16 protein-coding genes are annotated in these 18,668 nt (G+C 71.4%); 10 read left to right on the top strand and 6 right to left on the bottom strand.

The genetic code is table 11. The annotated features are described in order from the left end of the window. The first annotated feature begins 134 nt into the window (after positions 1-134). Positions 135-590, top strand: a complete 456-nt coding sequence (locus AB0H82_RS20375) for a transglycosylase SLT domain-containing protein (protein WP_362994569.1) — start codon at positions 135-137, stop codon at positions 588-590. Between the two features lie 110 nt (positions 591-700). Here AB0H82_RS20375 and AB0H82_RS20370 read toward each other — a convergent pair whose 3' ends face one another. Continuing rightward, the gene (locus tag AB0H82_RS20370) at positions 701-1,870 is read right to left on the bottom strand and encodes a steroid 3-ketoacyl-CoA thiolase (RefSeq protein ID WP_362994567.1); all 1,170 of its coding nucleotides are present in this window, start codon (positions 1,868-1,870) and stop codon (positions 701-703) included. A 276-nt stretch (positions 1,871-2,146) separates the two neighbouring features. Between AB0H82_RS20370 and AB0H82_RS20365 the strand changes: the two genes are divergently transcribed. Together AB0H82_RS20365 and AB0H82_RS20360 are read left to right on the top strand one after the other, a co-directional pair. Then, a complete protein-coding gene (locus AB0H82_RS20365; protein ID WP_362994565.1) occupies positions 2,147-3,406 on the top strand; it encodes a cytochrome P450 in 1,260 nt (419 codons plus the stop codon). 118 nt (positions 3,407-3,524) lie between these two features. Next, entirely contained in the window at positions 3,525-5,156 is a 1,632-nt protein-coding gene (locus AB0H82_RS20360) for a hypothetical protein (RefSeq protein WP_362994563.1), read from the top strand. Here the strand turns inward: AB0H82_RS20360 and AB0H82_RS20355 are convergent. Then, positions 5,107-7,149: a bifunctional glycosyltransferase 87/phosphatase PAP2 family protein gene (locus tag AB0H82_RS20355; RefSeq protein ID WP_362994725.1), complete on the bottom strand. Its 2,043-nt coding sequence runs from the start codon at positions 7,147-7,149 to the stop codon at positions 5,107-5,109. The genes AB0H82_RS20360 and AB0H82_RS20355 overlap by 50 nt on opposite strands. A 568-nt stretch (positions 7,150-7,717) precedes the next feature. Between AB0H82_RS20355 and proP the strand changes: the two genes are divergently transcribed. Both proP and AB0H82_RS20345 read left to right on the top strand, forming a co-directional pair. After that, positions 7,718-9,124 carry a glycine betaine/L-proline transporter ProP gene (proP, locus tag AB0H82_RS20350; RefSeq protein WP_362994723.1) on the top strand — a complete coding sequence of 469 codons (1,407 nt, stop codon included), beginning with the start codon at positions 7,718-7,720 and terminating at the stop codon, positions 9,122-9,124. Between the two features lie 336 nt (positions 9,125-9,460). Then, positions 9,461-10,138 (top strand): O-methyltransferase, encoded by a 678-nt coding sequence (locus tag AB0H82_RS20345; RefSeq protein WP_362994561.1) that lies wholly within the window; start codon positions 9,461-9,463, stop codon positions 10,136-10,138. Between the two features lie 33 nt (positions 10,139-10,171). On the opposite strand, the gene AB0H82_RS20340 is transcribed toward AB0H82_RS20345, so the two are convergent. After that, entirely contained in the window at positions 10,172-10,564 is a 393-nt protein-coding gene (locus AB0H82_RS20340) for an FHA domain-containing protein (RefSeq protein ID WP_362994721.1), read from the bottom strand. A gap of 237 nt (positions 10,565-10,801) precedes the next feature. Between AB0H82_RS20340 and AB0H82_RS20335 the strand changes: the two genes are divergently transcribed. From AB0H82_RS20335 to AB0H82_RS20325, 3 genes are all read left to right on the top strand, one after another. Then, the gene (locus AB0H82_RS20335) at positions 10,802-11,449 is read left to right on the top strand and encodes a hypothetical protein (RefSeq protein WP_362994559.1); all 648 of its coding nucleotides are present in this window, start codon (positions 10,802-10,804) and stop codon (positions 11,447-11,449) included. Next, entirely contained in the window at positions 11,442-11,894 is a 453-nt protein-coding gene (locus AB0H82_RS20330; protein WP_362994557.1) for a hypothetical protein, read from the top strand. The genes AB0H82_RS20335 and AB0H82_RS20330 overlap by 8 nt, the downstream gene beginning before the upstream one ends. A gap of 88 nt (positions 11,895-11,982) precedes the next feature. Further along, the gene (locus AB0H82_RS20325) at positions 11,983-12,309 is read left to right on the top strand and encodes an antibiotic biosynthesis monooxygenase (RefSeq protein WP_362994555.1); all 327 of its coding nucleotides are present in this window, start codon (positions 11,983-11,985) and stop codon (positions 12,307-12,309) included. Between the two features lie 177 nt (positions 12,310-12,486). On the opposite strand, the gene AB0H82_RS20320 is transcribed toward AB0H82_RS20325, so the two are convergent. Beyond that, on the bottom strand, positions 12,487-14,556 hold the full coding sequence (locus AB0H82_RS20320) for an MFS transporter (RefSeq protein WP_362994553.1): 2,070 nt from the start codon (positions 14,554-14,556) through the stop codon (positions 12,487-12,489). Between the two features lie 422 nt (positions 14,557-14,978). Here AB0H82_RS20320 and AB0H82_RS20315 point away from each other — a divergent pair, with 422 nt between their 5' ends. After that, entirely contained in the window at positions 14,979-15,863 is an 885-nt protein-coding gene (locus tag AB0H82_RS20315; protein WP_362994551.1) for a peptidoglycan-binding protein, read from the top strand. Positions 15,864-15,939: 76 nt separating this feature from the next. Here the strand turns inward: AB0H82_RS20315 and AB0H82_RS20310 are convergent, their stop codons facing one another. Beyond that, the gene (locus AB0H82_RS20310; protein ID WP_362994549.1) at positions 15,940-16,623 is read right to left on the bottom strand and encodes an HAD-IA family hydrolase; all 684 of its coding nucleotides are present in this window, start codon (positions 16,621-16,623) and stop codon (positions 15,940-15,942) included. 226 nt (positions 16,624-16,849) lie between these two features. After that, positions 16,850-17,428, bottom strand: a complete 579-nt coding sequence (locus tag AB0H82_RS20305; protein WP_362994547.1) for a TMEM165/GDT1 family protein — start codon at positions 17,426-17,428, stop codon at positions 16,850-16,852. Positions 17,429-17,935: 507 nt separating this feature from the next. Here AB0H82_RS20305 and AB0H82_RS20300 point away from each other — a divergent pair. Next, positions 17,936-18,589 (top strand): HNH endonuclease family protein, encoded by a 654-nt coding sequence (locus AB0H82_RS20300; protein ID WP_362994545.1) that lies wholly within the window; start codon positions 17,936-17,938, stop codon positions 18,587-18,589. Positions 18,590-18,668: the final 79 nt, after the last annotated feature.

The raw sequence follows: 18,668 nt of genomic DNA, 5'->3' as shown, positions 1-18,668 counted from the left end.
CCCGGGCCTGTTTCTCTGGATGAGTCGCAAGGCGCCGACAGCCCCCCGGGCCTCGGCGCCGCCGCATGTCCCCCACACTTCCGTGTGCCACGGCGTGCCCCGCGACCGCCCCGTTCCCCACCGGAAGGTCCTCTGTGCCCGCCTCGCTCATCCGCCGCATCGCTTCCCCGAAGAAGGCCCTCACCGGCGGCCTCGTCGCCGCCGCCGCCTCCGGCATGGTCTTCGCCGCGGCCCCGGCCCAGGCAGCCACCCCGACCACCGCGAAGGCCGCAGCCCCGGCCGCCGCCCCCGCCGCAGCTCCCGCGTCCGCCAAGGCGATCGCCAAGAAGATGATCCCGGACCCGGCGCAGTACGCCGCGTTCGACAAGATCGTCTCGCACGAGAGCGGCTGGAACCCGAGCGCGACCAACTCCTCGTCCGGCGCCTACGGCCTGGTCCAGGCCCTGCCCGGCTCGAAGATGGCCTCCGCGGGCGCCGACTGGAAGACCAACCCCGAGACCCAGATCGAGTGGGGCCTCAAGTACATGAACGAGCGCTACGGCAGCCCGACCGGCGCCTGGAGCCACTGGCAGGCGAACGGCTGGTACTGAGCGTCGCGACAGGCGCCTGAACGGTCCCACTGAGCACCGCCGCATCACCGGCTCCGCCGAGTTCGTCCTCAATCGCCGGACAGGCTATTCCTGTCCGGCGATTCGTGTACCTACAGCCGCTGAATGATCGTCCCCGTCGCCACCGCCCCGCCCGCGCACATCGTGATGAGCGCGAACTCCTTGTCCCTGCGCTCCAGTTCGTGCAGGGCCGTCGCGATGAGCCGTGCCCCCGTCGCCCCGACCGGGTGGCCGAGCGCGATCGCCCCACCGTTCACGTTGACCTTCTCCAGGTCCTGCTCGAAGACCTGCGCCCAGCTCAGCACCACCGAGGCGAAGGCCTCGTTGACCTCGACCAGGTCGATGTCCTTCAGGGACATCCCGGCCTTGCCGAGCACCGCGCGCGTCGCGTCGACCGGCCCGTCCAGGTGGAAGTGCGGGTCGGCGCCGACGAGGGCCTGCGCGACGACGCGGGCCCGCGGCTTCAGCTTCAGGGCCCGCGCCATCCGCTTGGACGCCCACATGAGGGCGGCCGCGCCGTCCGAGATCTGCGAGGAGTTGCCCGCGGTGTGCACGGCGGTCGGCATGACCGGCTTGAGGCCGCCGAGGCCCTCCATCGTGGTGTCGCGCAGCCCCTCGTCGCGGTCCACGAGCCGCCACATGCCCTGACCCGCCGCCTGCTCCTCCTCCGTGGTGGGCACCTGCACGGCGAACGTCTCGCGTTTGAAGCGCTCCTCGGCCCAGGCGACGGCCGCCCGTTCCTGCGAGATGAGGCCGAGCGAGTCCACGTTCTCGCGGGTGAGGCCGCGCTTGCGGGCGATGCGCTCGGCGGCCTCGAACTGGTTGGGCAGGTCGACGTTCCACTCGTCGGGGAAGGGCTTGCCGGGGCCGTGCTTGGACCCGGAGCCGAGCGGCACCCGCGACATCGCCTCGACACCGCAGCTGATGCCGACGTCGATGACGCCGGCCGCGACCATGTTGGCGACCATGTGGCTCGCCTGCTGGGAGGAGCCGCACTGGCAGTCCACGGTGGTGGCCGCGGTCTCGTACGGCAGCCCCATGGCGAGCCAGGCCGTGCGCGCCGGGTTCATGGACTGCTCCCCGGCGTGCGTCACCGTGCCGCCGACGATCTGCTCGACGCAGTCGGCGTGGATGCCGGTGCGGCCGAGGAGTTCGCGGTAGGTCTCACCGAGCAGGTAGGCGGGGTGGAGATTGGCGAGCGCGCCTCCGCGCTTGCCGATGGGCGTGCGCACTGCTTCGACGATGACGGGTTCCGCGGCCATGGGCTCGTCCTCCCTCTCCACGTCCCGCGAGCCGTCCCGGCGGCTCGCGAGTAGAACTAGTACGCGTTCTAGTTCCGTTCAGCAGTCTGCGGAGCGGAGCCCCGGTGCCGCAAGGGTCTTGCACGCACCTTGCCCGGTATCCGCACGCAACCGGACCCGTTCTGGCCCTTGCCTCTTGTAGAACCCGTTACTACCTTGCGGGCCAAGCCTTCTGATGGACCGTCAGGACGTCGTCCGAGCGGCCCGTCGGAACCCCGTTCACGCCTGGAGTTGCCGATGCCCTGTCCAGCGCTGCCCGACGGGTTCGACTTCACCGACCCCGACCTGATCCAGGACCGGATCCCCCTGCCGGAGTTCGCACAGCTGCGGCGGACGGAGCCGGTGCGCTGGATGACCCAGCCGTACCGGATCTCCGGCTACGACGACGCGGGGTACTGGGCCGTCACACGGCACGAGGATGTCAAGTACGTCTCCACGCACCCGGAGTTGTTCTCCACCAACGTCAACACCGCGATCATCCGCTTCAACGAGTCGATGGACCGGGACCGGATCGAGGTCCAGAAACTGATCATGATCAACATGGACCCGCCCGAGCACACCCGGGTCCGGCAGATCGTGCAGCGCGGCTTCACGCCCCGCGCCATCCGCTCCCTGGAGGACGCGCTGCGCGCCCGCGCCCGCTCCATCGTCGGGACGGCGCTCGCCGGCGCGGCCGACGACGGCTCCTTCGACTTCGTGACGAACGTCGCCTCCGAGCTTCCGCTGCAGGCCATCGCCGAGCTGATCGGCGTTCCCCAGGAGGACCGCTCCAAGATCTTCGACTGGTCCAACAAGATGGCGGCGTACGACGATCCGGAGTACGCCATCACCGAGGAGATCGGCGCCGAGGCGGCCATGGAGATCGTCGCGTACGCGATGAACCTCGCCGCGGCCCGCAAGGAGTGCCCCGCCAAGGACATCGTCAGCCAGCTGGTGGCCGCCGAGGACGAGGGCAACCTCTCCGGCGACGAGTTCGGCTTCTTCGTGATCCTGCTTGCGGTGGCCGGCAACGAGACCACCCGCAACGCCATCACCCACGGCATGCACGCCTTCCTCACCCACCCGGACCAGTGGGAGCTCTACAAGCGCGAGCGCCCCGCCACGACGGCGGAGGAGATCGTGCGCTGGGCGACCCCGGTGGTCTCCTTCCAGCGCACGGCCACCCAGGACACGGAGCTCGGCGGCGCGCGGATCAGGAAGGGCGACCGGGTCGGCATCTTCTACTCCTCGGCCAACAACGACCCCGACGTGTTCGAGTCGCCCGAGAAGTTCGACATCACCCGCGACCCCAATCCGCACCTCGGCTTCGGCGGCGGCGGCCCGCACTTCTGCCTCGGCAAGTCCCTCGCCGTCCTGGAGATCAACCTCATCTTCAACGCGATCGCCGACACCATGCCCGGCCTGCGCCTGACCGGCGACCCGCGCCGGCTCCGCTCCGCCTGGCTCAACGGCGTCAAGGAGCTCCGGGTCAGCACCGGCCGCGGCGCCCGGCCATGAGCCGATAGAGCGCCATAAGGCGACCTATCAGGTCAATCACCTTTACGGAACCAACGTTTCCGTTGCATGAAGCGTCTTGAGAAGTGAACCTTGGCTTCCCTGGACACGAACGGAAACGGTGACCGTGGTCTCTGCCGACGTCTCGCTCGCCCCGTCCGGCACTGCGTCCACCGGCCGGAACCCCCCGCTCCGGCACTTCGTCCGGCGCTACCGCGTACCGCTCCTGGCCACCGTCCCCACCCTTCCTCTGTACGCCGTGTGGGTGGCGTTCCTCGCGACGGGCGGCGGCGACCTCGCGGCGCAGGAGGCCTGGGCGCGGTTCGCCTCCGAGCACGGCACGGCCGCGTACAACCTCTTCTGGTACGGCGGCATGCACACCGCCAACTACAGCCTGATCTCGCCCTATCTGATGGCCGCCCTCGGCGTGAAGACCGTGACGGCGGTGTCGGGGATCGCGGGCGCCTGGCTGGTCGCCGTCCTCATCGAGCGCACCGGCATCAGCAGACCCCTGTGGCCCGCCGTGCTCGCGTCGCTCGCCGTCTGGTGCAACGTCGCCTCGGGCCGGACGACGTTCGCGCTCGGCCTCGCCTTCGGCCTCGCCGCCTGTCTCGCCCTGGTGGGCCGCCGGCGCACGGTCGCCGCGGTGGCGTGCGCGGCCCTCGCCACCATGGGGTCCCCCGTCGCAGGGCTCTTCCTCGTCGTGGCGGGCGCCGGCTACTTCTTCGTACGCGACTGGGTGCGCTCCGCGGCGCTGATCCTGCCGCCGTTCCTCGTCGTCGCCGCGACCACGGTGCTCTTCCCGTTCACCGGTGAGCACCTGATGCCCTTCGACCGGATCTTCCCGCCCGTGCTGTTCAGCCTGGCCCTCATCGTGGCGGGGCCGCGCGAGTGGCGGGTGCTGCGGTGGGGCGCCGGGGTCTACGCGGCCGGCACCGTCCTCACATACCTCATCCCCTCCCCGATCGGCACCAACGTCGAGCGGCTCGCGGAGCTGGTCGGACCCGCCGTGCTGCTCGCCGCGCTGCTCGCCCCCGGCCTGACCCGGGCCCGCCGGATCACCCTGACGGTGGCGCTCGTGCTGTCCTCGGCCTGGGTGGTGCAGAAGACCGTCGACGACCTGAGGGTCTCCACGAAGGTGCCGAAGTGGGCGGTCGACACCCACGGCGTGGTGCGGGAGCTGGAGCGTCTTGAGGCCAACCGCACCCGCGTCGAGGTGGTGCCGACCCGCAACCACCGCGAGGCCACCGCCCTCGCCCCGTACGTGAACATGGCGCGCGGCTGGAACCGCCAGCTCGACATCGAGCGCGGCCGCCTCTTCTACGACGGGTCGTTCTCGGCGGCCAGCTACCGCAAGTGGCTCGACAAGTGGGCCGTCGGGTACGTCGTGCTGCCCGCGGGCAAGCCGGACGGCTTCGCCGAGGACGAGGCGGAGCTGGTGGCGAGCGGCCCGAAGTGGCTGGAGCCGGTGTGGAAGGACGCGCACTGGCAGATCTTCCGGGTGAAGGACCCGGTGCCGCTGGTGTCGAAGCCCGCGGCCGTCGTCCGCTCCACCGGCTCGAACGTGGTGGTGCGGGTGCCCGAGCGGGGCTCGGTGACGGTGCGCCTCGTGTACTCGCCGTGGCTCCGGGCGGAGGGCGCCTGCCTGCAGCGGCACGGCGAGTTCACGCGCCTCTCGGTGCCCGCGCCGGGCACCTACGAGATCAGCTCGGGGTACGGTCCTTCGCGGAGTCGTCCTTCGACGTGCCGGTGACGCCGGTGGCTCCGGTGGGTTCCGCCCCCGTCGCCGCCTTCAGCGGCTGCCGCACCCGGGGCCCGGACAGCAGATAGGTGAGGCCGAAGCCCGCGCCCACGACGGCCGCGCCGCCCATCGCGTCCAGGATCCAGTGGTTGCCGGTCCCCACGATCGCGCAGACCGTGAAGAACGGGTGCAGCAGGCCGAGCGCCTTCAGCCACCACCGGGGCGCGACGACCGCGATGACCAGGCCGCACCAGAGCGACCAGCCGAAGTGCAGCGAGGGCATCGCCGCGTACTGGTTGGTGAGCTGGGTCAGCGTGCCGTAGTCCGGCTGGGTGAAGTCCTGCACGCCGTGCACCGTGTCGATGAAGCCGAGCTCCGGCATCAGACGCGGCGGGGCGAGCGGGTAGGCCCAGAACCCGATGAGCGCGAGGACCGTCGCGAAGCCGAGCGCCGAGCGCGCCCAGCGGTAGTCGGCGGGGCGGCGGACGTAGAGCACGGCGAGGACGCTCAGCGGCACCAGGAAGTGGAACGACGTGTAGTAGAAGTTGAAGAACTCCTCCATCCAGCCGGTCCGCGCCGTCAGGTGGTTGAACCAGTGCTCGATGTCGATGAACAGGAACTGCTCGATCGCGTGCACCTGCTCGCCGTGGTGCTCGGCGGTGGCCCGGCCCCCGGAGATCGTGCCGCCCGTCGCCGCGAGCCTGACCTGCTGGTACGCGGAGTAGCCGACGCGGATCAGGAGCAGTTCGAGCAGCAGGTTCGGGCGGGTGACGACGCGCCGCCAGAACGGGACGAGCGGCACCCACTTCCAGCGCGCCGGGACGGGCGCCGCGTAGTCCGTGGGGATGGGGCTCCGGTACTGCGGGTGCGTCCGCGACAGGAACGGCACGACGGTGGCCGCGGCGAGCGCCGCGATCAGCACGACGTTGTCCCGGATCGGCTCGGTGACCGGCATGTTCGGCAGCATCATCTTGGCGGGCAGCGTCGACACGAGGACGACGGCCACCGGCCACATGTAGCGGTCGGAGCGGCGCTTGCCGACCCGGCCGACCACCGCGAAGAGCACCCACAGGAGCTGGTGCTGCCAGGTCGTCGGTGCGACCGCGACCGCGACACAACCGGTGATCGCGACGGCGAGGAGCAGCTGCCCGTCCTTCGCGTAGCGCACCGCGCGGCGCAGGCCGACGACGACGAGGGCCGCGCTCAGGGCCAGGAAGAGCCCGATCTCCAGCGGGCCTTCGAAGCCGAAGCGGAGCAGCATGCCGTGCAGCGACTGATTGGCGTTGGCGTCCGGGTTCGCGCCCAGGCCCGCGCCCCCGAGGTGGTGGAACCAGTACGTCGACGAATCGCTCGGCATCGCCAGCCAGGCGAGCGCGGTGCAGGCGGCGAAGCCCGCGCCGGTGGACGCGGCGGCCTTCCTGCGGCCGGTGCACCAGAGCAGCGCGGCGAAGAGCAGCATGGTCGGCTGCAGGGCCGCGCCGATGCCGATGAGGACGCCGCTGATCCGCTCGCCGCGGACCGCGAAGAGGCCGAGCAGGACGAGCAGCACGGGCAGGATGCTGGTCTGGCCGAGGTGCAGGGTGTTGCGGACCGGCAGCGACAGCATGAGCAGGCTGACCGCCACGGGGGCGGCGAGCAGGGAGGTGCGCCGGGTGACCGGCTGGGGCAGGGCGCGGGCGGCGATCAGGCCGAGCGCGACGACGAGGCCGAGCGTGCCGAAGGTCCAGGCCCAGCCGAGCGCCTGCTCGCCCGAGCGCGCGAGCGGCTTGAGGACAAGACCCGCGAAGGGGGTGCCGGTGAACTTGTCCGCGTCGTAGAAGGAGCCCTTCACGTGCAGGACGCCCTCGGGGCCGATCCAGGTCTCCAGATCGGTGAGGCGCTCGCCCGCGGGGGTGCGCAGCACGTCGGTCGCCTGCCGGATCGCGAGGACGGCGGCGAACAGCCAGAGGACGACGCGGACCGCTCCGATCCGCGAGTCCGGTCCACCGGCCGGCCCTGTGCCCAGGGCGCCGCCACTCCTGTGTTCAACGTTCGCCACGCCCCGTCGACCCTCCCGCCCCGTTCGTCCTGACCGCGGCACTGTCCAAGCTGTCTGCGGCCCTGTCCAAGCTCCTCATGTGAGACGCACGCAACCACCTTTTCACCTGGCAGCCACATCGCTTTCTATCGGCTCTTCGGGCGCCGCGCCGTGCCGCGCCCGCCGCCCGGGGCCGGGAATCGGCCCCCGACCTGCGGTTCCTGTGCCGCTCCTGTGCGGTTCGCGCACGCTTGACGTGTGTTTGGCGTGCCGTACGCGTGCGGTTCCTGGCCGGGGCGGCGACATAGATCACATACAGACCTAGTCTCCCCTACCGGGCGAAAAGCCGTTTGGCCTGGATAACGGCGGTTTCCGTGCGGAGTGCGGCCGTCCGGGCACCCACCGTAATGATGCCCCTTGCACCTATGGTCGCTTTTCGGGCCGCCCCGGTTTCCGGGTGCGGCCTTGTCCTTGTCGTCGACCGAAAGAGGCGAGCGAACCCTTGGCGAGCGCCGCACCCGTCGCACTACGCAAGCCGGAGTCCTCGCAAGGACACCTGCCCGGGCCCCGGGCCGGAACACCGGAAGAAGCAGCTCAGGACGGTACCGTCACCGTCACCGACCCCGCGATGGTCAAGCGCGCGGTGAAGGCGGCCGCCCTCGGCAACGCGATGGAGTGGTTCGACTTCGGTGTCTACAGCTACATCGCCGTCACGCTGGGCAAGGTCTTCTTCCCGTCGGGCAACCCGACGGCCCAGCTGCTCTCCACCTTCGGCGCCTTCGCCGCGGCCTTCCTGATCCGGCCGCTCGGCGGCATGGTCTTCGGCCCGCTGGGCGACCGCGTCGGCCGCCAGAAGGTCCTCGCACTGACCATGATCATGATGGCGGCGGGCACCTTCGCGATTGGCTTGATCCCTTCCTACGCGTCGATCGGCGTCTGGGCCCCGGTGCTGCTCCTCGCGGCCCGCCTGGTGCAGGGCTTCTCCACGGGCGGCGAGTACGCGGGCGCGTCCACCTTCATCGCCGAGTACGCCCCCGACAAGAAGCGCGGCTTCCTCGGCAGCTGGCTGGAGTTCGGCACGCTGGCGGGCTACATCGGCGGCGCGGGCCTCGTGACCCTGATGACCGCCCTGCTCTCCTCGGACGACCTGCTCTCCTGGGGCTGGCGCATCCCGTTCCTGATCGCGGGTCCGATGGGCCTCATCGGCCTCTACCTCCGCATGAAGCTGGAGGAGACCCCGGCCTTTGCCGCCGAGCTGGAGAAGGCCCACAAGGACGAGCAGACCCGCGCGAAGGTGCGGCTGCGCGACATGGTCACGGGCCAGTGGAAGGCGCTCCTCCTCTGCATGGGCCTGGTCCTGGTCTTCAACGTCACGGACTACATGCTGCTGTCGTACATGCCGAGCTATCTGACCAGCGAGCTCAAGTACGACGAGACGCACGGTCTCCTCGTCATCCTCGCCGTCATGGCGCTCATGATGTGCGCCCAGCCGTTCATGGGGGCGCTCACGGACCGCGTGGGCCGCCGCCCGGTGATCGCCGCGGGCTGCGCCGGCTTCTTCCTGCTCTCCGTCCCCGCCCTGCTCCTGATCCGCGACGGCTCCCTGTGGGCGATCGGGCTCGGCCTCGGCGCGCTCGGCATGCTCCTCGTCTGCTTCACGGCCTCGATGCCGTCGACGCTCCCCGCCCTCTTCCCGACCAAGGTCCGCTACGGCTCCCTCTCCATCGGCTTCAACATCTCCGTCTCGGTCTTCGGCGGCACGACCCCCCTGGTCGTCACGGCGCTGATCGGCGCGACGGGCGACAAGATGATGCCCGCGTACTACATGATGGCGGCGGCCGTGGTGGGCGGCATCGCCGTCTGGTACATGACGGAATCGGCCCGCAGCCCGCTGCCCGGGTCGCCCCCGGCGGTGGAGACGGAGGCGGAGGCGAGGGCGCTGAGGGGTTCTGGCGCCTCCTGAGGCACCAGCGCCTCCTGAGTATTTGAGCCCTCCGGTGAGTCATCCCCGCCCCTCCGGCGCTTGAGGCGCGGGGTTCGGGGCGGGGCCCCGGGGGGGGGCCGACCGCGCCATCTCGGGCAGCCACCGCTCGGCGAACCCCCGCACCGCTCCCCCGTACGCCACCACATTCCCCCCCGTCACCGGACCCGCTGATCTTCGACTCCCAGTGTGCGAGCCCCCACTGACAATCCCCTCCGCCCGCCGTAGACTCCTTAGCGAAACTAACTAGAGAGTCGAACTGTCGAACGGTCGAGCGGACGAAGTCGCAGACACAGACGAAGGGAACGTGCGAGTCGCATGAACCAGCAGCAGTGGAACGCCGTCGACGACTACTTCACCGACCTCCTCGCCCCCGCCGACGAGGCCCTGACCGCCGCCCTGCGCGACAGCGACACGGCGGGACTGCCGCACATCAACGTCGCCCCGAACCAGGGCAAGCTGCTCCACCTCCTCGCCCTGACGCAGGGCGCCCGCCGCATCCTGGAGATCGGCACCCTCGGCGGCTACAGCACCATCTGGCTGGCCCGCGCCCTGCCCGCCGACGGCCGCCTCATCACCCTCGAACACAACCCCGCGCACGCCGACGTGGCCCGCGGCAATCTCGCCCGCGCCGGACTCGACAAGCTCGTCGAGGTGCGCGTCGGCCCGGCCCTGGACTCGCTCACCGCGCTCGGCGCCGAACACACCGCGCGCCCCGAGCCCTTCGACCTCGTCTTCATCGACGCCGACAAGGTCAACAACGCGCACTACGTGGAGTGGTCGCTCAAGCTCACGCGCCCCGGCAGCCTGATCATCCTCGACAACGTCGTACGGGGCGGCGCCGTCACCGAAGCCGCCAGCACCGACCCGAGCGTGCTCGGCACCCGGGCCGCTCTCGAACTCATCGCCGAACACCCCAAGTTGAGCGGGACGGCGGTGCAGACGGTCGGCGTCAAGGGATACGACGGCTTCGCGCTGGCCCGCGTACTGGCCTGACGCCCGGCCTTCGTCAACTCAACCTTCGCGGGTTCAACCCTCGTGGTAGTAGCCGATGTTCACGCTCCGCGGCCCCGACCGGTCCTGGATGACGATCTCCCCGGAGCCGCCCCGGGAGAGCGACGCCGCCCCTCCGTAGTCGAGGGGCCGCGCCGCGCCGTCGGACACCATCCGCACCTCGGAGGCCGGATCGGGGTTCGAGCCGCGCAGCCACCGGACGGACCAGGCCCCGTCGGGCCCGCAGCGGAACTCCAGATGCGTACGCGACACGAACAGCCAGTCGTCGGGCGTCACCAGCCGGCACACGTTCCTGTCCCGCCCCACCCGCAGCACCGCACCCGGCTCGCTCGGGGTCTCGGCCATGAACATGCCCGCGGTCGCACCCGCGTCCGCCCCGGACACCGAGGCCATGGTCAGCTCCAGCACGTCGGTACGCTCCTTCGACTCGGTGCGGCACGGCCGTGGTCGGCGGCCCGCGGCCGGTATGTCGCGCTGCCGCATCCTAAGCGCCTCCCCGTGCGGGAGCGCCATCAGGCCCGACTCGCCCTCGGGGACGGCCGTTTGACGGCCCCTTTTCGGGCAACTCGATTCGGGGAACGGGTGTCGAGGCCCCCAGGGTCTCGCGCCCCAGGCCGATCCCCGAGCCGAAAAGGGCACCCACCCATGTCCACAGTCCTGCTCATCGTTCTGATCGTGGTCGCCGTCGTCCTCGTCGCCGCCGCTTTCGCCGTACTGAGCCGCAAGCGGCAGGGCGCGGGCGGCAGGCGCGGTCTCAGGCGCCGCTTCGGGCCCGAGTACGACCGCGCGGTCGCCCGGCACGACGGCGACACCAAGGCCGCCGAGCGCGACCTCGGCGAGCGTGTGAAGCGGCACGGTTCGCTGCGCACGCGGCCGCTGGCGCCCGCCGCCCGCGAGGAGTACGCGGCGCGCTGGACCGTCGCCCAGGAACGTTTCGTCGACTCCCCCCGCGAGGCCCTGATCGAGGCCGACCGGCTCATCGCCGAGGTGGCGGGGGCCCGCGGCTTCCCCGACGCGGGCCACTACGAGGACCAGGTCGACGCGCTCTCCGTGCACCACGCCCACCACGTCCACGGGTACCGCAAGGTGCACCGCGCGGCGCTCGACACGCCGGGCGCCGAGGAACACCGCGCCGGCACCGAGGAGATGCGCGCCGCCATGATCGAGGCGCGGGCCCTCTTCGACGCCCTGGTGAAGGAGCAGCACACCGACGCCGACGCCGCGCACGACGGCAGGCACGGCACCCACAAGCGTTCGACCGGCATCACCCACAAGGGAGTCCAGCATGGCTGACGGCACCGGTACCGGCACCGCTCTCTTCCCGCCCGACGCACGAGACAAGCTGACGCTGCGCCTCCAGAACGCCGTCAACGGCTTCGTCGACGAGCCGCGAGTCGCCGTCGAGAGCGCCGACCGCGTCCTGGAGGAGACGATCGCCGACCTGACACGCACCCTGGAGGAGCGCCGCCGCACCCTGCGCACGACCTGGCAGTCCCTCCCGCCGCAGGGCGCACCCGGGCAGGACGCGCCCCGGCAGGGCGCACCCGGCGAGCCCGCCCCCGCGACCATCGACGCCGCCCCGCCCGCCACCGCCCGGCCCCGCACCGGCGACACGGCCACCGGTGGTACGGCCACCGGCAATACGGCCACCGGCAATACGGCCACCGGCGACACGGAACAGCTCCGCCTGGCCCTGCGCGACTACCGCGAGACGGCAGAACGCCTGCTGCGCCTGTGACCCAGGCTCCGAGCCCCGGCGGGGACCGCTCACGTGCCCCCGCCGGGGCTCACGCCGTCCCGACACCCCGGTGCGGCAGGATGGCGGTATGAGCATCGTGAAGATCAACGCCCTCACCGTCCCCGACGAACAGCGCGAGATCCTGGAAAAGCGCTTCGCCTCCCGCGCGGGCGCGGTGGAGAACTCGGACGGCTTCGAGTGGTTCGAACTCCTGCGCCCGATCGAGGGCACGGACCAGTACCTGGTCTATACCCGCTGGCGTGACGAGGCCTCCTTCCAGGCGTGGATGGAGGGGCCCATGAAGGCGGCGCACCAGGGCGGCGGCGAGGGCGGCGACCGTCCCAAGCCCGCCGCCAGCGGGTCCTCCGTCTGGTCCTTCGAGGTCGTCCAGCAGGCCGCGCCCAAGGGCGCATAGCCTCCCGGCGGCAGACACCGTGCCCCGTACCCGGAGCGCTTCGGGTACGGGGCACGGCCGTGCCCGGAGCGACCCGGACCACGGCCCGTCCCCTTTCCTCTTTCCTCGCCCCGTCGCCCTGGGGCGCCGGGCAGCCACCACGGCTGCTGCCGCCCGGGCCGGCAAGGGCCGGTCACGTCACGCCGCCCGCGCCACCGTCGAGCCGTTGTGCGGGCGCTCCGACTCCGAGCCGCACAGTTCGGAGCTGAGTTCCTTGACCAGTTGGGCCAGGTCGGTCGGGCGGTGGGGGCCCCACCAGTCGCCGAGCAGTTCGGACAGGGACTCCTCGCGGGCCGTGGCCAGTTCGGCGGCGACCTCGCGGCCCCGGTCGGTGAGGACCATCTCCAGGCCCCGGCGTTCGGCCAGGCGGCGTTCCTCGACCTGGCGGGCGGCCGCCGTGATGACGGTCAGCGGCACCGTGGTGCGTTCGGCGAGCACGCCGGGCTCGACGGAGCCGTGCCGGGCGACGCGCAGGAGCAGCCAGCTCGACGCGGGCAGCAGGTCGTGGCCGGCCCGCTCCGTGATCCTCTCGTAGATCTTGCGCCGCCCCTCGCGCGTCCCGAGCACCGAGAGCGCCCGCGCGCACTCGTCGTACGACGAACGCTCCACGGGGTTGCTGGCGAGCGTCTGTGTCGGGTCGGGTGCCGTCACCGAGGCGCGCAGCTTGTCCTCGCGCAGGAACCAGGCGAGGAGGAAGGCCACCAGGGCGACCGGCGCCGCGTAGAGGAAGACGTCGGTGATCGAAGAGGCGTACGCGTGCAGGGCGCTGGGGCGCAGGTCGGCGGGGAGCCGGGCGATGCCGCGCGGGTCGGCCTCCAGGGTGCTGACGCTCAGGCCGGGCGGCAGCTGCTGTCCGGCGAGGGCGTCGGTGAGTTTGTCGCCGAGCCGGTTGGTGAAGACGGTGCCGAAGATCGCGACGCCGAAGGAGGCGCCGATGGAGCGGAAGAACGTCGCGCCGGACGTGGCGACGCCGAGGTCCTCGTAGCTGACGGCGTTCTGCACGATGAGGACGAGCACCTGCATGACCAGGCCGAGGCCCAGGCCGAAGACGAAGAAGTACGCGCTCATCTCGCCGGTGCCGCTGTTCTCGTTCAGCTGGTGGAGCAGGAGCAGTCCGAGCGTGGTGATGGCCGTACCGGCGATCGGGAAGACCTTCCAGCGGCCCGTACGGCTGACGATCTGGCCGGAGGCGGTCGTCGACAGGAGCATGCCGGCCACCATCGGCAGCATGTGCACGCCCGACATCGTCGGCGAGACCCCCTGCACGACCTGGAGGAACGTCGGCAGATAGGTCATCGCCCCGAACATCGCGAAGCCCACGATGAAGCTGATGACGGCGGAGAGCGTGAAGGTCCGGATCCGGAACAGCTTCAGCGGGATCACCGGCTCCGCCGCCCTGCGCTCCACCGCCACGAAGGCCCCGGCCAGGACCACGCCGAGCACCGCGAGCCCGATGATCTGCGGCGAGCCCCAGGCCCACGTGGTGCCGCCGAGCGAGGCGACAAGGACCAGGCAGGTGGCGACAGACGCGATGAGGAACGTGCCGAGGTAGTCGATGGTGTGCCGGGTCCTGCGCACCGGGATGTGCAGCGTGGTGGCGATGACCGCGAGCGCGATCACGCCGATGGGCAGATTGATGTAGAAGACCCAGCGCCAGGAGAGGTGTTCGGTGAAGAGTCCGCCGAGCAGCGGCCCGAGGACGCTGGTCGCGCCGAAGACGGCGCCGAAGAGCCCTTGGTACTTGCCGCGTTCGCGCGGTGACACGAGGTCGCCGACGATCGCCATGGACAGCACCATGAGCCCGCCGCCGCCGAGGCCCTGCAGCGCGCGGAACCCGATGAGCTGCGGCATGTTCTGCGCCATGCCGCACAGCGCCGAGCCGACCAGGAAGATCACGATCGCGGTCTGGAACAGCTTCTTGCGGCCGTACTGGTCGCCGAGCTTGCCCCAGAGCGGAGTCGCGGCGGTCGCCGCCAGCATGTACGCGGTGACGACCCACGACAGGTGATCCATGCCCCCGAGCTCGCTGACGATCGTCGGCAGAGCGGTGGAGACGATGGTCTGGTCGAGGGCCGCGAGGAGCATGCCGAGCAGCAGTGCGCCGATGGAGATCAGTACGTTTCCGGGGGGATGCCCGTTGCCGCCGGCGTGTGTCGGGGCGGGGCCGGGTCCCTCTCCTGCGGAGCGGGCGCTGACGTCCTGCGACATGGACACCTCCTGGGAGTCCGTCGGGGCCGCGGAGGAGCCACGGGGTCAGCTGATTCCGCCGGGGCAGCTGTTCTCGGCGGGTCCGCCGGGCCTGCCGGGCCTGTCGGGTCTGTTGTGTCCCGTGAGTCCCGTGAGTCCGTTGAGCCCGTGGAGTCCGTGGAGTCCGTTGCGGCCTTCCCTTTCCATCCTGGTCCGTGTCTCCCGTTATGGCCTGTTGAAGCGAGGGTCTGCATAATCGCTGGAGCTCTCGGGGCGGGCGGGGCGCAGGAGGGGAGGAACGGCCGGTGGCCGGACAGGACGAACGGCACGAGGGGTTACGGGGCGGGCGGGGCCAGTGGGGCGGGCGGCGGTGCCCCGCGTGCGGAGCCGGGCCTCGTGAGCCCGGGGACGGTGCGTCCACGGCGTGCGGTTGCGCGGCGGACGTGGCCGGCGCGGCAGGCGTGGTCGACGCCGTGGACCGGGCCCGCGCCCGGTCGGCGGCGGCTTCCGCCGCGGAGGACTTCGATCCGCTGCGCATACGTCCCTACGTCTCGCTGCCGGACCCCGACACGACCACCCCGGCGGAACGTACCCAGCGTGCAGAGCGTGCAGAGTGTGCGGGGGCGGATACGGCACCCCTGCCGGCCCGGTCGGCCCACCTGACCCAGCCGCCCCTCCCCTTCCAGGACGCGGAGCCCGCGCCCGAATCCGCCCCGCCCGAGAAGTCGGCCCGCAACCGGCGCTTGGCGCTGCTCGCCGGGGCGGGTGCGGGGGCGGCAGCAGCCGTGGTGGCCGCCGGCGTCTTCGCGGTGGGGCTCCTCTCCTCGGCCACGGACGGGCCGACCCGGGACCGGGCGCTGCCGGGCGACCCGGCGTCGGCGTACGCGGACCCGACGAAGCCCGCGCCGCCGTCGGCGAGACGGTCCGTGTCGGCGTCCCTCTCGCGCACGCCCTCCGTCGCCCCGAGCACACCTCGCGTGCACCTGCCGCCCTCGGCCACGCCCACCCGCTCGGCTCCGTCGGCACCCTCGGCGCCGCCCTCGACGGCGCGGGCGACGGGCTCGGCCGGGCCGTCTGCGTCGGCGCCGCCCCGCGAGGCGGCCGACGCCACGCTGCGGCAGGGCGACAAGGGGGCGCGCGTCGCCGAACTGCAGGGGCGGCTGGCGCAGCTCTATCTGTACGTGGGTGAGCGGGACGGCGTCTACACGTCCCGGGTCACCGACGCGGTGGCCCGCTACCAGTGGGCCCGTGGCCTCACGGACGACGCCCGGGGCGAGTACGGCCGCGAGACGCGTCGCAGCCTGGAATCGGAGACCTCGGAACCCTGAACCACCCGCCGGCCGACCTACCTGGGCCCCACTCGCCCCACCCGTACGGCGCCGTCAGCCGGACGACTGCCGAAGGTCAGGCGAACGTCAGCCTGATCGACCCGTCCCCCGCGTCCGCGACCCCCACGCCCGCCAGGTCGTCCACATGTACGGTAGGGCCGAACTGCGCGGCCCGGGGGCCGACGCCCACGACCCTCATGCCGGCCGCCTGCCCCGCGCGTATGCCCGCCTCGGAGTCCTCGAAGACCACGCAGTCCGCCGGGTCAAAACCGAGCGCCGCCGCCCCCTTGAGGAATCCCTCGGGGTCCGGCTTGCTCGCGCCCACGCTCTCCGCGGTCACCCGTACGTCGGGCAGCGCGAGCCCGGCCGCGGCCATGCGTCCGGTGGACAGGGGCACGTTCGCGGAGGTCACGAGTGCGTGCGGCAGCCGGAGGCCGGCCAGCGCGGCCATGAAGGCGGGCGCGCCCGGCACGGGCACGACGCCCTCCATGTCGGCGGTCTCGGCGGCGAGCATCTCGCGGTTCTCCGCGTAGTTCTCCTCCATGGGCCGCTCCGGCAGCAGCACCGCCATGGACGCGTATCCCTGCCGCCCGTGGACGACCTTGATGACCTCGTCGAAGTCGAGCCCGTGCCGGACGGCCCAGCGCCGCCAGCAGCGCTCGACGACGGCGTCGGAGTTCACGAGGGTGCCGTCCATGTCGAGGAGAACGGCCCGGGCGGTCAGAACGGGTGCGACAGGGTCGGCGGTCGTCGCCGTCATCGGGTGCTCCAGAGCGCAGTGGCAGCGGAAGATCGGGGCAGCGAAAGATCAAGGCAGCCCCGCCCGCCGGTCAGGGAGTACGGGCGGAGCCACTTTGTTCCTGCACGGTACAAAAACCGGGCCCCAAAAGCCAACGCCGCAGGTCAGACCGGTCAAGGCCCGCAAAAAGGACCGCCAGGGGTCACTTTCAGAGATCCGACAGCCGACCCCGCCCACAGGGCCGGCCTCAGGCGATCGCCTCGTACAGGCTCCACACCCCGAGCCCCAGCATCAGGAGCGCCGCGATCTTCGTGATGAGCGCCAGCGGCACCCGCTTCATCAGCGCCTTTCCGCCGACGATGCCGAGTCCGGCGACCGCCCACAGCGCGAGCACCGCACCGAGGCCGACGGAGAGCGGGTCGTCGTAGCGCGCCGCCATGTTCGCGGTCATGATCTGCGTCAGATCGCCGAACTCGGCGACCAGGATGAGCATGAAGCCCGCCCCGGAGACCTTCCAGAAGCTCTGGTCCTCGGGCTGCTTGACCTCTTCCTCCTCGCCGCCGCCCTTCAGGAGCAGCATCGCGGCGCCGCCGAGGAAGAGGACGCCCGTCAGCGCGTGGACCAGCTGCTGCGGCAGCAGGGTCAGGACGCTGCCCGCCGCGACGGCGAGCACCACGTGGACGGTGAAGGCGGCCGCGACGCCGGCGAACACGTACGAGGCGCGGTAGCGCGTGCCGAGGACGAGTCCGGCAAGCGCCGTCTTGTCCGGCAGCTCGGCAAGGAAGACGACGCCGAAGACGAGCGCCATCACGCTGAAGCTGATCAAGGGTTCCTCAATCGGTCGGGGCCGCCCCACCGAGAGTGTTCCACCGTTTCGCGTACGACACCTCGGCACGGCAGCGCACACGGACGTACACGGATGTGGACGTCTGGACGTACACGGGGTGCGTACGTCGGGCACTGCTTGCCGAAGGTCTCGCTGGCCTGCCCCGTGGGGCCTGCCTCCGGGCGCCGGCTCAGACGAGCTGAGCAGTATGTCGACGGTCCGGCGAAGAGCTACTCCCCTTCTGCGCCGTCCATCGTACGGGACGGCGCACGGGTCGCGACCAGGGACTTTCGGTCCGCGCCGGAGTGACCTGGATCACGGGAGCGCGCCGATGTGCGCGGAAATGCAACTTCCGTACCGCCCAATGCACTTGACGCGGCGCCAGAACCCTTGAAGTCGGCACCTCTTTGACGCGACCCTGTCACTACACGCACATCCAGCCGTAACCACGACCCGCAACTCTGACCGCCCCACCGGTCAACCGCCCCCCACATCAAGGGAGTTCGCATGCCCGCTGTCTACGCGCGTCGAAACGTCCGGCCCGCCTTCGCCGCCGCGGCCGTCGCCCTGGCCTCCGCCGCCACGCTCCTCACCGGCACCCCCGCCCAGGCTGCTCCGCCGGCCCCGGTCGGCGCCGCCACGGCCCGCACCTACCTCGGCGAGCTCACCGTCAAGGCCGAGGGCTCCTCCGACGGCTACAGCCGCGACAAGTTCCCGCACTGGAAGACGCAGTCCGGCGCCTGCAACACCCGCGAGGTCGTCCTCAAGCGCGACGGCACGAACGTCCAGCAGGATGCCAGCTGCGCCGCCACCTCCGGCACCTGGAAGTCCCCCTACGACGGCGGCACCTGGACCGCCGCGTCCGACGTCGACATCGACCACGTCGTGCCGCTCTCCGAGGCGTGGAAGTCCGGCGCGAGCGGCTGGACCACCGCGCAGCGCGAGGGCTTCGCCAACGACCTGGCCCAGCCACAGCTGATCGCCGTCACCGACAACGTCAACCAGGCCAAGGGCGACCAGGACCCGGCGGAGTGGCTGCCGCCCACCGCCTCGTACCACTGCTACTACGCCCGGATGTGGGTGGACGTGAAGCACCACTACAAGCTGTCGGTGAACACCGAGGAGAAGAGCGCCCTGTCCTCCCTGCTCAACCGCTGCTGAAACGATTCCTGACCGCCCGCGGGCCGACCGGGTCCGACGGGTTGTCCCGGAACCGGCCCGCCCTCCTCCGTCGTTCCGT

The organism is Streptomyces sp. NPDC050732 (genome assembly GCF_040654255.1).
GTDB lineage: Bacteria > Actinomycetota > Actinomycetes > Streptomycetales > Streptomycetaceae > Streptomyces.
The sequence above is the reverse complement of the archived record's forward strand: the minus strand, read 5'-3'. Positions and strand labels throughout refer to the sequence as shown.

Coding starts and splice junctions, on each gene's coding strand:
- AB0H82_RS20370 (WP_362994567.1), bottom strand. CDS start 1,870: ATGGCCGCGGAACCCGTCATCGTCGAAGCAGTGCGCACGCCCATCGGC.
- AB0H82_RS20365 (WP_362994565.1), top strand. CDS start 2,147: ATGCCCTGTCCAGCGCTGCCCGACGGGTTCGACTTCACCGACCCCGAC.
- AB0H82_RS20345 (WP_362994561.1), top strand. CDS start 9,461: ATGAACCAGCAGCAGTGGAACGCCGTCGACGACTACTTCACCGACCTC.
- AB0H82_RS20335 (WP_362994559.1), top strand. CDS start 10,802: ATGTCCACAGTCCTGCTCATCGTTCTGATCGTGGTCGCCGTCGTCCTC.
- AB0H82_RS20330 (WP_362994557.1), top strand. CDS start 11,442: ATGGCTGACGGCACCGGTACCGGCACCGCTCTCTTCCCGCCCGACGCA.
- AB0H82_RS20325 (WP_362994555.1), top strand. CDS start 11,983: ATGAGCATCGTGAAGATCAACGCCCTCACCGTCCCCGACGAACAGCGC.
- AB0H82_RS20320 (WP_362994553.1), bottom strand. CDS start 14,556: ATGTCGCAGGACGTCAGCGCCCGCTCCGCAGGAGAGGGACCCGGCCCC.
- AB0H82_RS20310 (WP_362994549.1), bottom strand. CDS start 16,623: ATGACGGCGACGACCGCCGACCCTGTCGCACCCGTTCTGACCGCCCGG.
- AB0H82_RS20300 (WP_362994545.1), top strand. CDS start 17,936: ATGCCCGCTGTCTACGCGCGTCGAAACGTCCGGCCCGCCTTCGCCGCC.